This window comes from Sphingomonas sp. CFBP8993 (genome assembly GCF_034044895.1).
In the GTDB taxonomy this organism is placed as follows: Bacteria; Pseudomonadota; Alphaproteobacteria; order Sphingomonadales; family Sphingomonadaceae; genus Sphingomonas.
The window spans coordinates 359,049-372,923 of sequence record NZ_JAXCWU010000005.1 but is presented as its reverse complement, the minus strand read 5'-3'; the positions used below and the strand labels follow the sequence as shown (position 1 = coordinate 372,923).

The following is a 13,875-nucleotide window of genomic DNA, read 5'->3' as shown; positions in this document are numbered from 1 at the left end:
GTGCCGTGCGGGCGCGGCTTTGTCGAGCGCCGCGAACCCGTCACAAACCCGCGCTAGGGCACGATCGCTTCCTCCCAAAGCACTGACGGACCGACATCAGCATCATGCGCGACAGGGACACGACCCCGCCCGCCCCCGGATTCTGGACGCTCGCCCGCGTCGAGGGGTGGGAGCGTTGTGCGATCCAGGGTGCGAAATCGCTGCTCACCCTGTTCCTCGTCACCGACCTGTTGGGGCGCGGCGGTCCGGTCATCGGGCTGGCCGCACTGCGCGCCGGTATCGAGGGGGTGACGGGCGCGCATGGCGACATTGCCTTCGCCTCGCAGCTTTACGGTCTGTACGGTGCGCTGACCTATCTGGTCCTGCCGCTGGGCGGATGGATCGCCGACCGGAGCGGGCGGCGGCGGCCCGCCATGTATGCGGGCGCGGTGCTGATGACGCTGGGGCTGCTGGCGCTCGCCAGCCGCACATGCGCGCTGCCGGGGCTGGCGCTGCTGATCGGCGGCATCGGCTTGCTCAAGGGCAATCTCGCCGCCGAGGTGGGGGCGCTGCGCGTGCGCTCGGCGGGTGAGCGGCTGTATGCGGCCTATCTGGCGTTCCTGAACGGCGGCGCGCTGCTGGGGCCGTTGATCGGCGGATGGTTGGCGCTGCGCTTCGGCTTCGCCGCCGCCTTTGCCGTGATGGCGGCCAGCATGATCGCGGCGATGCTGACGCTGCGCACCGCGCCGCCGGTCCGCCTGAGCGAGGCGCATGAGACGGACCGCCATCACACCGACTGGCCGCGCGTCATCCTGGCCATCACCGCCGTGACCCTGTGCTTCTGCGCCTATGAACAGCTGACCAACATGGTGCTGCTGTGGGCGGAGCAGCGGGTCGACCTGACGCTGGGCGGGCTGACCATCCCACCCAGCTGGCTGGCGGCGGCGGACGGATTGTTCACCATCGCACTGGCGCTGCTGGCCTATCGGCTCTGGCCCCGCCTCTCCCGAGAGCCGGACGCGGCGCACAAACTGGCGGCCGGGGGGATCGCGATGGCGCTGGCCTATGGGCTGCTGGCAGGACTGTCGGGGGGTGTGCAGATCGGGCTTCCCGGTCCGCTCTGCGCGGTGCTGCTGCTGTCGATCGGCGTCGTCCTGTCCTGGCCCTCCGCGCTGGCGATCGTCGCCGCCGCCGCAGCCCCGTCCCGGCGCGGGCTGATGACCGGGCTGTTCTATCTCCACGGCTTCGTCGCGCATCTGGTGGTAGGGCAGTTGGGCACGCTCTATCCGCGCATGGACCAGCCGCATTTCTGGTTGATCCATGCCGGTTTCGGGATCGCGGGCGCCGCCGTCGCGCTGCTGATCCCGCGGGCTCAGGCGACCACCACCTCCACCGCAGCCAGCGCCTCGGCATAAGCCGGCGACAAGGGCGCGTCGGTGACCAGCATCGCCACCGCGTCCAGCGCGGCGACCTGGATCGTGCCCGGCCGGTCGAACTTGCTCTGGTCGGCGGCGATCAGCGTGCGGCGCGACCGCGCGATCATCATCCGGCACACCGCCGCCTCACCCGCATGATAGTCGGCAAAGCCATGGTCGAGATTGACCGATTCCACCGACAATATGGCGAGCGCGGGCGTGAACATGCTCAGATACTCGCGCGCGGTGGCGTCGAAACAGGCGCGATATTCATAATCCATCTCGCCGCCCGCCAGCATGATGCGATTGTCGTTGCGCCCGCCCAGTTCGGCGGCGACGCCGACCGCATTGGTGATGACGGTCAGCCCCTGGTGATCGCGCAGCGCCCTGGCGACATAATGGCCCGTCGTGCTGGCATCGAGATAGACGGCCTGGCCGTCCGCGACGACTTCGGCGACGGCGGCGGCGATGCGCTGCTTGGCCTCGGCATGGCGTTGCAGGCGGGTGGCGAAGGAGCCCTCGTTCTCGACCTTGGCGATGCGCACCGCGCCATGCGCGCGCACGACCGTGCCCGATGCCTCCAGCACGCGCAGCTCGCGCCGCACCGTCTCCTCCGACACCGACAGCGCCTCGGCCAGTTCGCCGATGCCGTGGAACCCGCCTTCGGCAAGGTGCGCCACAATCTCATGCTGGCGGCGCTGGCGTTTCATCATGTCGGGCAGATCCTATCGTTCGGCTCATGCTAACGTGCGACCATGTGGTCAGGAACCCCGCACAAAACCGCCGACGACACACGGAGGTGCCGTCGGCGCAGGTGCGCTCCGGTGCCCACGGGGGGCGCGAACACCGGATCGGGGAGGGTATAAGTTCAGAAGGCGTAGGTCAGGTTGAGCATATAGATACGCCCCGTCTCGACATAGCCGCCCTTGCGGTCGTTCGAGAGGTACGCCTTGCGCTCGCTGGTCGTCGCCCAATAGCTGTGTTCGTTGAACAAATTCTGCACCGATGCGCCGACCGTCAGGCCCGAGGGCAGGACATAGTTGACGATCAGGTTCGAAATGGTCGTCGGCTGGATATACGTGTCGGGACGGCTGGAGCGCAAGTCGTACAGGCGGTCACCGGTATAGTTGTAGTTCCATTCCGCTGACAGCGGGCCATGGGCATAGAATAGCGCGGCATTGTACATGATCTTCGGCGCCTGGGTCATGCGCTGGTCGCGCATCTGGCCATTGACGAAGACCCGCGCATTGGCACGCTGCACCGTGACATTGGCCTGCAGACCCAGCCCGTCGAGCAGCCCCGGCAGACCTTTAAGCGAATAACGACCGAACAGCTCGACGCCGTAGATCTTGCCGGTGGCATTGGTGGTCAGGCTCGACACCTCGACCCCGCCCTGCTGTTCCGACTGGGGATTGCCCCAGATATTGTAATCGCCGCTGGCGTTGGTGGTGCCGGTCGCGAACAGGACGTGGTTCAGATCCTTGTAGAAGGGGCTGATCGAGAAGAAGTCGGTGCCCTGCCCCTTATATTCGACCGAGGCGTCGTAGTTCCACGAGGTCTGCGCATCCAGGTTCGGGTTGGGAATGAACACCCCCGTCACCTCGCCCAGATCGTTGCGCGACACGCTGGTCGGGCCGAGCAGCAGGTCGAAAGCGGGCCGCGAATAGCTCTTCCGGATCGACGCGCGGATGACCATCGCATCATTGGGCCGGTAATTGGCGATGATGCTGGGCAACCACTGGTCGTAATCACGCGCCGAGGTCGCAAAACCGGCCGTGTTGCCCCGGTCCTGCCAATAAGTGCCCTTGAACCGGTTATATTCGTAGCGGACGCCCGGCACGACCTGAAGGTCGCCGAACTGCATCGTCGCCATGACATAACCCGACAGTCGGTTCTCGCGCCCGTCGAGCCGGTTTTCCTTCAGCTTGACCGGGTCCAGCCCGGCGATCTTCGGGCTGGAAAGCTGGCGGACCTGGTTCTCGATGTAATTGGTGTCGATCAGGAAGATCGGCACCTGCGCGGCGTTGTTCATGAACCCGCCGAGCAGTTGGCCGGGCAGCGAGGTCAGGACCGGGCCGGTCGCGGCATAACGCGGCGAATTGCTGCCGTCCGCATTGGGGAAGGTATATTGCAGCGCGCCGTCGTCACCCAGCGCGTTGGCGTAGCGCTTGGCATCCTCGACCTTGGCACCCGCCGAGATCGACACCAGGCCCTGATCGGCATGATGCCAGGTGGTGTCCAACTGCCCCTCCAGGCGGCGTTCCCAGGTATTCTCGAACTGCTGGGTGACATACCACTGACGCAGCTTGCTCAGGTCGGTCAGGTAGGCGCGCGCCGCGTCGGTCAGGACGACCTGCGGGAAGGTGCGCTGGCCGATCGAGGTGACCATCCGGTATGCCGCCGTGCCCGTATTGTCGGCGGTGCCGATATAGGGACGGCCCGCAAAGCCCGACTGGATGCGTAAGGGGTAATCCTGCGACCCGCGCGAATAGGCGCCGTGATAGTCGAAGGTGAAGTCGCCCGAACGGGTCTGGCCGCCCAGCTTGGTCGTCACCAGCTCCTGGTTGCTGTGCTCGGTGCGGAAATAATGCGTCGCGGTCAGGCCGTAATCGGCGCGGTAGCCTGCGGCGTCGTACGAGCCGTTATTGGGGTTCGGGTTGATCTGGTCGGGAGCCAGGCTGGTCTGGCGCAGCGCGGTCTGGTCCATCCAGCTCTTGAGGTTGTACCGGCCATAGGTGGAGTGCAGGTACAGGTCGGTGCCTTCGCCCTTCCAGTCGAGGTTCAGCGTACCGCCCATCCGCTCGATACGATTGCGGAACGACTGCCACTGGGCACCGCGCGCGAACAGATTGTCGAGATTGTCGCGGATCATGCCGGGGATGTTGTTGTTATACTTTTCCCAGTCGTGCTGGACCGCGGTCGACTCGCCCAGCACATGCTTCAGGCCGTAATAGGCAGAGGCATAGATGCCGAAATCGCCGATACGCTGCGCCGTCTCGACCTGCACGGTGCCGCCCCAAGGATCCTGGCGACGCGCATCGGCGCGGCCCGCCAACTGGCCCTGCAGACGGATCTGGGTGCGATGATTGGGCAGGTCGAAGGCGGTGATCGGCACCATGTCGATGATGCCTGCGATCGCGTCGCCGTCATATTTGGCGGTCGGCGCCTTGTCGACGCGCACAGTCTGGAGCGAGAAGGGCGACAACAGGTTCATCGAGATGGCGCGGGTGCGCGCATCGGTCTGCGCCAGCCGCACGCCGTCGAACGAATAGGCGTTGTACGAGGTGTCGAGACCGCGGATCGAGACATATTGCGCCTCGCCCGTCGCCGCCGCGTTGCGCGACTGGTCGACCGACGAGCTGATGCCCGGCAGGCGGGTCAGCAGGTCGGCCAGGTTCTGCTGCGGCTGGAGGCGCAGTTCCTCGCCCGAGACGACGGTGGCCAGCGACTGGCTGCGCAGCTGTTCGTCCTGCGCATCGACGATGGCCTGGCGATGCCCCTTGACCACCACCTCTTCGCCGGTCTGCGGATCGGGTTCCGCCGTGACCGGCTCGGCGACGACGGGCGCGACGGGATCGGCGGCGAAGGCCGGTGCGGCGACAAGCAGCGTGGCGGCCGTGGTGCACAACAGGCGCACGACATGCGCCCGCTTGAACGAAGCGGTCATGGTATTTCCCCCTGGAACGATCATGCTGGCGGCGCCTCGGGGCGCCTTCGATGGCTCCGCTAGGGACCACCTGTGACAGCGCGATGACTTATTGACCGAATTTTGATGACTTCGGAACTTTATGCCGGAAGCACGGCTCGCCCGTCATCACCTGCCCGGCAATGTCACAGTCCTGACCCGGAAATGCGCCAGGGACATGGGCGATGACCGTCCTTTCCTCCACCGCCCGTTCGGTGCGCTGCGCACTCGCCCTCCTCCTCCTCGGTGGCGCGGCCACCGCCGATGCCCGGACCACGCCCCCCGCACCGGCGGATATGACGCTGGACCGCGTCGTGATCCTGATGCGCCACGGCGTCCGGGCACCGCTGGACGGCGAAGTACCCAAGGGCACGCGGACCGCCGCGCCATGGCCGCACTGGACGACTCCCGAAAGCCAGCTGACCCCGAACGGCGCCGCCGCGCTGGTCGTCGAGGCACGCGCCGACCGTGCCGATTGGGTCGCACGCGGCCTGCTCTCCGCCAGCGGCTGCCCGGCGATCCGCATCCGCACCAACAGTTCGTCGCGCACGATCGCGAGCGGTGAGGCCTATGCCAGGGGTTTCGCCCCCGACTGCGCCATCGCCGTCGCGCACAACCCGATAGACCAGGTCGATCCGCTGTTCGAACCGCTGCGTGCCCGCGCCACGCGCTTCGATGCGGCGGCGGCGGTGGCCGATATCAAGCGCTTTACCGGCGGCATGGACGCGCTCGTCGCGCGCCACCGCGACGGCCTGCGCCTGCTGGACCGGGTGCTGGGCTGCCGCGAGGCCAAGGGATGCGATCCGGCCGGCCCCGCCCGGCTGACCCCCTCGGCCGACGGGCATGGCATCGATCTGACAGGGCCGATCCGCACCGCCTCGGGCACCGCGCAGGTCCTGCTGCTGCAATATGCCGAAGGCCTGCCCCCCTTGGTCGGCGGCCTTCCGTTCGACGCGACGGTGCTGACGCAGTTGGGGGCGCTGCACGCCGCGCTGTTCGACGTCTATTCGCGTTCGCCCTATATGGCCGCGCACCAGTCGGCGGCGTTCGGGCGGCACATGATCGCCGCGCTGACCGCCCGCGACGATACCAGGGTCGACATGCTCGTCGGCCACGATACCAACGTCACCGCGCTGGCCGCGCTGCTCGGCTTCGATCTGGTCGCGCCGGGCTATGCGGCCAATGACGCGGCACCGGGCGGCGCGATCCTGCTCAACCGCTGGCACGACCGAGCGGGCAAGTCCTTCGTCACCGTCACCTATCGCACTCAGTCGCCCGCGCAGATCCGCGCCCATGCCGGTGCCGTCACGGTGACGCCGGTGCAGGTGCGCGGCTGCCCGGTCGCGGCCCCCTGCCCGCTCGACCGCTTCGTCACGCTGTTCGGGGAGCGGCTGGCTCCTTTGGCGGGGTAAGGCTTGCCAGCGCGCATTTGCCCGGTAGGGCGGATGCAGTCACGCTTTGGAACATGCCCATGAGTCTGCACCTGCTGTTGGTCGAGGACGACACCACCTATGCGCAGGGGCTGGCGGCCGAGCTGCGCGCGCTCGGCCACCGGATCGAGCATGTCGGCGACGGGCGGCTGGCGCTGGCCGCGATGGATCGCGAACAATATGACACGGTCATCCTCGACCGGATGATGCCGCGCCTCGACGGGCTGTCGGTGGTAGAGGCGCTGCGCGCACGCGGCATCACCGTGCCGGTCATCATGCTGACCGCGCTGTCCATGGCCTCGGACAAGGTCGACGGGCTGGAGGCGGGGGCGGACGATTACGTCGTCAAGCCGGTGGCCGCCGAAGAGCTGAACGCGCGCATCCATGCGGTGATGCGCGGCCGCCGCTGGACCACGAGCGAGAACGACACGATCCGGGCGGGCGACGTGGTGGTCAGCCCGGCCAGCTTTCGCGCCTGGCGCGGCGGCCAGCCGATCACGCTCGCCAATCTGGAACTGAAGCTGCTGGCCGAACTGGCCCGCCATGCGGGCGAGGTACTGACCCGTGCCATGCTGATCGAACGGGTCTGGGGCTATGATTTCGAGCCGGAGACGAACATCGTCGACGTCTATATCCGCCGCCTGCGCATCAAGCTGACCGAAGGCGGCGGCGCCGACCCGATCGAGACGATACGCGGGATCGGTTATTCGCTGAAACCATGACCGCGCGCGCGATCCGGCGAATCTCGCTGCCCGGCCTGACCATGGCCGTGCTGGCGCTGTTCCTGATCGCGACGGTCGCCACCGGCATTTCCGTCCTGGCGACCAATCGCATGACCGTGGCGCATCTGGTCGACCGCCGGGTCGATGCCATCGCCGACCTGGTGCTGGAACGCGATCCGGGCGAAGGCCTGCCCGGCACCGATATCCTGCTGGCGCGGATCGACGCGCTGTCGCGGCAGCGCGATACCGGCGATGTCGGCCTGGCGTTGACACGTGCCGACGGCCAGTGGCTGGGCGGCAATATCCGGCTGCGCCGCAGGCTGCCCTCGGGCCGGTCCGATCTGCGCACCGACGACGGCATCATCGGCCTGTCGCATGGCCGGGCGCTGGTGCGCGATGCGGGCGCGGGACGACGGCTGATCGTGGTGGCGGAAACCGAACCGTTCGACAGCTATCGGGAGATGCGCACCCGCATCTACCTGATCGGCTTCGGCTCGATCATCCTGGTCGTGCTGGGCGGGATGACCGCCTTTGCCCTGCTGGTGGCGCGCCGCATCGGCGATCAACGCGCCGCGGTCGACGCGATCATCGCGGGCAATATCCGCCACCGTGTGCCGGTGACCGGATCGGCCGACGAGTTCGATCGCCAGGCCGCCGCCTTCAACCGAATGCTCGACCGTATCGCAGAACTGATGGAGGCGATGCGCGGCCAGTCCAACGATATCGCCCATGACCTGCGCACCCCGCTGGCCCGATTGCGCGGGCAACTGTCCGCCATGGTGGCCGATGCGCGCGACGACGACCAGGCGACCCGCGCCGCCGCCGCGCTGGCACAGTGCGACACGCTGCTCGCCATGTTCGCCGCGCTGCTGCGCATCGCCGAGATCGAGGGCGGCGTGCGGCGTGCGGGCTTTGCCCCCTTCGACCTGTCGGCGCTGGTCGAGGAGATCGCGACGATGATGATCCCGGTCGCCGAGGATGCCGGGCACCGGTTGAGCGTGGCGGTGGACGTCGCGATGCCGGATTTCGTCGGCGACCGGCAATTGCTGACCCAGGCGCTGGTCAACCTGATCGGCAATGCGATCAAATATGGCGTGGCGGGCGGTGCGATCCGCGTGTCGCTGGACGCTTGCGAAGACGGTGTCGCCCTGCGTGTCGCCGATGACGGTCCCGGCATCCCGCCCGAGGATCGCGCCCGGGCGCTGCGCCGCTTCGGACGGCTCGATTCATCGCGTGCGCAGGCGGGGCATGGCCTGGGCCTGCCGCTGGTCGCGGCGATCGCGCGGCTGCACGGGGGGCGACTGGTGCTGGACGATGCGAAGCCGGGACTGGTCGTTTCGCTGATCCTGCCGGGACGCTGACCTTCCTCCCTCTCCTGCAAGGGGAGGAAGGATCAACAAAAAAAGGGCCGCCCCGAAGGGCGGCCCGAAAGTCGGGAAGGGAACCCGATCAGGCTCAGAAGCGGACCGTACCCTCCAGGCCGATGGTGCGCGGCGGGTTGAAGTTCGCATAGTCGCCCAGCGTCGCGGCATTGGCGGCCGAGCGGCGATAGATGAAGGTGTTGTTGAGCAGGTTGCGGCTCCACAACGAGATGGTCATCTTCGTGCCGTTCTCGGTGAGCGGCAGGTCGGCCAGCGCGATGCGGCCGTTCATCACGAACGTCTTGTCGGTCCGCGTCGTCTCGTTCTGGAAGCTGTAGACCGGGTCGGCATAGTTGCCGTCCAGATGGAAGCGGACCTTGGCCTCCGAACCCGCCAGCGGCACTTCATAGTCGACATAGGCCGAGGCGGCGTTGCGCGGCGTATAGACCACGAACACCTGGGTCAGCGCGCCGCCCAGGAAGGGGTTCGGCGTCGCGGGCACGTTGGTATAGGTATAGGCATAGGACGCACCGACCGTCATGCCCTCGATCGGGTTGGTGGTCAGGTCGGCCTCGACACCGCGGATCTTGGAGGTGCCCGGCGCATTGCGGGTTTCCTCGGTGTGCAGGTTGTAGGTCGGGCTGGCCGGATTGGTGTCGACATTGTCGAAGTCGATCTGCGTGCCCGTGCGGTCCATGATGTACCCGGCCAGGTTCAGGCGGACGCGCTTGTCGAACAGGTCCATCTTCGACCCGATCTCATAGGCCTTGACCGCCTCGGCACCGAACGCCGCGAAGGTCTGCGACCGGTCGTTGGCACCGCCCGCGCGGTAGCCGGTCGAATATTTCGCATAGAGATGGACGGTGTCGCTGGCGTCGAACGCCGCCGTCACCATCGGATCGAAGCGGCTGTTGTCAAAGGTGAAGGGGAAGTTGGTCGACTTGCCCTGCACCAGGTACAGCGTACCGTTGCGCTTGTCCTTCGTGTAGCGGCCACCGACCGTCAGGTGGAAGGCGTCGAAGCTTTCCGGCGTGTAGGTCGCCTGCGCGAAGGCGGCATAGCTATAGGCGCGGGCGAAGCTGCCGCGCTGCAGGAACAGCGAGCCCGGCGCCCAGCCCTGGTTGCCCGAGGTGACGGTGCCGGTCACGATCGGCGACAGGACGGTATAGCCGGTGCCGTCGGCATTCCACTGGTTGCTCGACGGGGTCGCCGCCGTCTCGCGCGCGTTTTCGGTGAAGTAGAACAGGCCCGCGACGTAATCGAGCTGCGGCAGGCTGCCCACCGCCTGGAATTCCTGGCTGAACTGATGCTGCTGCATGAACGACAGGCTGTAGCGGCTGAACTTGCTGTTCGGCAGGAACACGGTGCGGTGCGCGCCGCCCGAATTGTCCCACTGATCGGTCGAGACGCCGCGCCATGCGGTGATCGAGCGCAGCTCGAGGCCCGGTGCGACGTCATAGTTCAGCTTGGCCGAGAAGCCGTGGGTGCGGTCCAGGCTGTACTGCTGCGGCACGCCGATATCGGCGGTCTTCATGCGGTTGTCGCCCGACACCACGACCAGCGGCGACAGCGGCGCGATGGTCCCTGCGGGCAGCTTGCCGCCATTGGCGTTGATCTGCGCCAGCGTCGCGACGGGCAGGCCGCGCGGGTTGTAGTTGACGAGCTGGCTGTAGAAGGGCGTGTTCTCGTCCTTGGCCTGGTCGTAAGACAGCTCGGCCGAGAAGCCGTCTACCGGCTTCCAGACGGCGGCGACATGGCCGCCGACGCGGTTAAACGCGCCCCAGCCCACGCTGCCCGGCAGCGGGTTCTTCACGAACGGGTTCTGGTGCTGGATCACGCCGTCCAGCTTGATCGAGATATTGTTGAACTCGGGCAGGTTGACGTGCGCGGCGGTGTTGTACGCGCCGTAATTGCCGAAGCCTGCGGTCAGCGAGCCGCCGAACTTGCCGGTCGGCTTGGCGGTGACGATCGACAGCGCGCCGCCCTCGGTATTGCGGCCGAACAGCGTGCCCTGCGGACCGCGCAGCACTTCGACGCGCTCGATGTCGAACAGCGCGGCGTTCAGGCCCTGTGAGCGGCCGACATAGACGCCGTCGAAATAGACGCCGACGCCGGTGTCGCGCGCGGTCTGGTTCTGGTCGAAGGGTACGATGCCGCGGATACCGACGGTCAGCGCCGACTGGCGCGCCTCGAAGGTGGCGACGCGCAGCGACGGCACCGTGCCGTCGGCCAGGTCGAGCAGGCTCTGGACGTGGCGGTCCTTCAGGACGGTCGGATCGATGACCGAGATCGCGATCGGCGTCTTCTGCAGGCTGGTCTCACGCTTGGTCGCGGTGACCACGATTTCCTTCAGCTGGCCGCCATCGGCGGGGTCGGCGACCGTCGGATCGGCGGCGGGCGCGTTGGTCGCGGTCGGATCGGCCGGCTTGGCATCGGCGGCGAAAGCGGGTGTGCCCGCCACGGCCAGAAGCGCGGTGCCGCCGAGCAGCGCAGCGCGAATGAAGTTGCTGTTCATGGTCTTGTTGTTCCTATCCCCCGATCGACCTGTCGGTCGTCGCTAGCCGCGCGGATAGGAGGGCTCGAAGAAGCTGGTGTTACCTTTCTATGACCAATCCCAACTTGTTCATTTCATCTTGGTTTCATCTTACCCGGCCTGGGCCGGGCTGCCATGGGCGGCCGTCCCGCTATGGCGCACCAGCTCCATCTTCTGCGGCAGGGTGCCGATCTCGATGCCCTTGTCGCGCAGCGCGGCGAGCAGCGCGAACAGGACCGCGCTGCGCGTGCCATAGGCGGCGCGCGGGCTTTCGACATGTGCCAGGCAGTTGAAGTGGATGCGCCCGTCGATGATCGAGTCGATGAACGCCTTGGGCATCGGATCGGTCAGCACCGCGGCCTCGGCCGAGAAACAGTCGAGCACGATGCCACGCACCAGGTCGGCATCCGTCTCGATCGGCACCGAGAACTGGATCTGGATGCGCCCCAGCGGCCCGGCCAGCGTCTTGTTGAGGACCGACTTGGTGATCAGCTCGGAATTGGGGACGATCAGCGTCGAATGGTCCGCCAGCTCGATCTCGGTCGACCGTACGCTGATCCGCTTGACGTCGCCCTCGTCGGTGCCGACGCGGATCAGGTCGCCGATCTTGATCGGCCGCTCGGCCAGCAGGATCAGGCCGGAGACGAAATTCTGGGTGATCGCCTGAAGACCGAAACCGATGCCGACCGACAGGGCGGACAGCAGCAGGGCGATCCGCTCCACCCCGATGCCGAGCGAGGCGAGCGCCCAGATGACCGCCAGCGCGATGCCGATATAACGCGCGACCAAGCTGACCGAGTTGCGCCCCGATCCGTCCAGATCGGTGGCGGGCAGGTAACGCTGCTCCAGCCAGCGCATGAACGCGCGCACCAGCCCCAGCCCGACGAGCAGCACCGCCAGCCCGCGCAGGATCGCGCCCGGCGAGATCCAGACATTGCCGACCTTGATCCCGTCGGCGACCGCCGCGAGCTGGTCGAAGATCGCGCCCGGATTGCCGCTCGCCCCGAACGGGCGCAGGAACATGCCGAGGGCGAGCAGGACCAGCGCCAGCCGGACGATACCCGACAGGACCAGGCCGAACTGGTCGACCATCGCGCCGCGAATGCCCAGCGCACGGGTCAGGGTGACGCCGATCCGGCTGTCGCGCACGAAGACGGTGGTCGCGATATCGTCGGCCGCGACCAGCATCAGGTAGAGCGCCGAGCCGAGCAGCACGGTCCAGCCGATCATCAGGGCGACGAAATAGCTGAACCAGATATAGCCGATGACCAGCGCCAGTCCGGCGATCACCACCGCGACCCAGGCCAGCAACGCCGCGACGCTCAACCCCGCGCTGACGCCCGCACTGGTCGTGTCGTTCTGCGCGGCGCGGCGGGCGCGGATACGGCCCAGCACGACCAGCGTCGCGACGATCAGCAGCAGGTGGAGCAGCGCCATCGTCGCCTGCGTCGCGACCGTGGCGCTGCGGCTGCTGCCGATCGCCAGTTCGAACGCGCCGATGACGGCGGTGGCGAAGGTCAGGACCGTCAGGCCCCAGGATAGCGGCCGCAGGCGCGCCGCGGTCTCGTCGTCGATTGGCGCGATCCGCCAGGACGGCTGGCTGCGCATCAGCACCGCACCGGTCACGGCGGCGGTGAACCCCGCGATCCCGGTGGCGAAGACGAATCCGTTGAGGAAACCGGTCCAGCGTTGCGGCAGCAACCCCGACCAGCGCAGTCCCTGGACCAGCACGAAGGCGGCGACGAGCGGACACAGCGTGCCCACCGCCACCCGCCAGAAGGTATAGGCTGAACGGCGCACCCGGCTGGGCGGCGCCTCGGCGATCAGGCGGCGCTGCGCCAGCCGGTGCGCGGCCAGCCGGACCGGGCCGAGCAGCAGGATCGCCACCGCAAAGCCCAGCAGCGCGTGCCACGGCACGCCGCCGCGCCATTGCCGCGAAATCTGCTCGTGCCCCTGTTGCAGGAACAGGCCGACCCGGCGCAGGTCGCGCGGCGCCTGGTCCAGCACGACGATCCAGAAACCGGGGCTGAGCGGCGACGGTGCCTTGGTCGACAGCTTTTCGCTGAACTGTTCCGCCTGGCTCTGGTCGATCTCGTCAACCAGCTGCCCCGCCTCCACCCCGGCCAGCCGCCCGCGCTTGATCGCGGCGTCCAGCGTGGTGCGCAGGCTGCCCAGGCTCTTGCGCTGGGCACTCAGCTCGGGGGCCTCGACCTCGCCGGGGGTGACGGGACCCAGCCCGGTGATCCGCGCATTCACGAGCGCCAGCTGCTCGGACAGGTCGGAAACCGCCTGGGTCGTCACGTCCTTCGCCCCCTGCGCCCGGTCGCGCAGCGCGCGGCGATCCGCATCGTCGACCTGCTGGTCGAGCGCGTGGTCGACCGACCGCACCTCGATCTCCGCCTCGGCGATCTTGGCGGCCGAAGCGGTCGCCGGATTGGCCGGCGTTTGCGCCTGCACCCGCCCCGCCACCGCCAGCACCGCCGCCAGCGCCAGCAGCAGCATGACGATCGGCAACAGAGTGCGCCGGAGACGGAAGGAAGACGGAAGCGATATGGACATGGATCGGCCCGGAATTGCGGAGCCCCGGCTCATAGCCCGACGCGCCGCGACAGGCGAGAGGCAGCCGGTTTGCCCTTTCCGCATCCCGCGCTAGAGCCGTTTGTCCAGGCCCGTGCGATTGCCACCTGATCCGATTTCGGGTGTATCAAGGAGCCCGCACCCGTCGGGATCGTTGGGAGTGTTCGGGAATT

8 protein-coding genes are annotated in these 13,875 nt (G+C 67.6%); 4 read left to right on the top strand and 4 right to left on the bottom strand.

Translation table 11 applies throughout. From position 1 onward, the window contains the following. The first annotated feature begins 104 nt into the window (after positions 1 to 104). Positions 105 to 1,394, top strand: a complete 1,290-nt coding sequence (locus tag SOM26_RS12860) for an MFS transporter (protein WP_320453119.1) — start codon at positions 105 to 107, stop codon at positions 1,392 to 1,394. Here the strand turns inward: SOM26_RS12860 and SOM26_RS12855 are convergent. Beyond that, on the bottom strand, positions 1,352 to 2,107 hold the full coding sequence (locus tag SOM26_RS12855; RefSeq protein ID WP_320453118.1) for a DeoR/GlpR family DNA-binding transcription regulator: 756 nt from the start codon (positions 2,105 to 2,107) through the stop codon (positions 1,352 to 1,354). The genes SOM26_RS12860 and SOM26_RS12855 overlap by 43 nt on opposite strands. 155 nt (positions 2,108 to 2,262) lie before the next feature. Further along, positions 2,263 to 5,061, bottom strand: a complete 2,799-nt coding sequence (locus SOM26_RS12850) for a TonB-dependent receptor (protein ID WP_320453117.1) — start codon at positions 5,059 to 5,061, stop codon at positions 2,263 to 2,265. Positions 5,062 to 5,264: 203 nt separating this feature from the next. On the opposite strand from SOM26_RS12850, the gene SOM26_RS12845 reads away from it, so the two are divergent. The 3 genes from SOM26_RS12845 to SOM26_RS12835 are packed head-to-tail and all read left to right on the top strand — an operon-like array spanning position 5,265 to position 8,592. Next, positions 5,265 to 6,491, top strand: a complete 1,227-nt coding sequence (locus tag SOM26_RS12845; protein ID WP_320453116.1) for a histidine-type phosphatase — start codon at positions 5,265 to 5,267, stop codon at positions 6,489 to 6,491. A gap of 53 nt (positions 6,492 to 6,544) precedes the next feature. Continuing rightward, the gene (locus SOM26_RS12840; RefSeq protein WP_475527928.1) at positions 6,545 to 7,231 is read left to right on the top strand and encodes a response regulator transcription factor; all 687 of its coding nucleotides are present in this window, start codon (positions 6,545 to 6,547) and stop codon (positions 7,229 to 7,231) included. Then, positions 7,228 to 8,592 (top strand): sensor histidine kinase, encoded by a 1,365-nt coding sequence (locus SOM26_RS12835; RefSeq protein ID WP_320453115.1) that lies wholly within the window; start codon positions 7,228 to 7,230, stop codon positions 8,590 to 8,592. The genes SOM26_RS12840 and SOM26_RS12835 overlap by 4 nt, the downstream gene beginning before the upstream one ends. Positions 8,593 to 8,686: 94 nt before the next feature. On the opposite strand, the gene SOM26_RS12830 is transcribed toward SOM26_RS12835, so the two are convergent. Further along, positions 8,687 to 11,107 carry a TonB-dependent receptor gene (locus tag SOM26_RS12830; RefSeq protein WP_320453114.1) on the bottom strand — a complete coding sequence of 807 codons (2,421 nt, stop codon included), beginning with the start codon at positions 11,105 to 11,107 and terminating at the stop codon, positions 8,687 to 8,689. 129 nt (positions 11,108 to 11,236) lie between these two features. Further along, positions 11,237 to 13,627 carry a DUF3772 domain-containing protein gene (locus SOM26_RS12825; RefSeq protein WP_320453113.1) on the bottom strand — a complete coding sequence of 797 codons (2,391 nt, stop codon included), beginning with the start codon at positions 13,625 to 13,627 and terminating at the stop codon, positions 11,237 to 11,239. Positions 13,628 to 13,875: the final 248 nt, after the last annotated feature.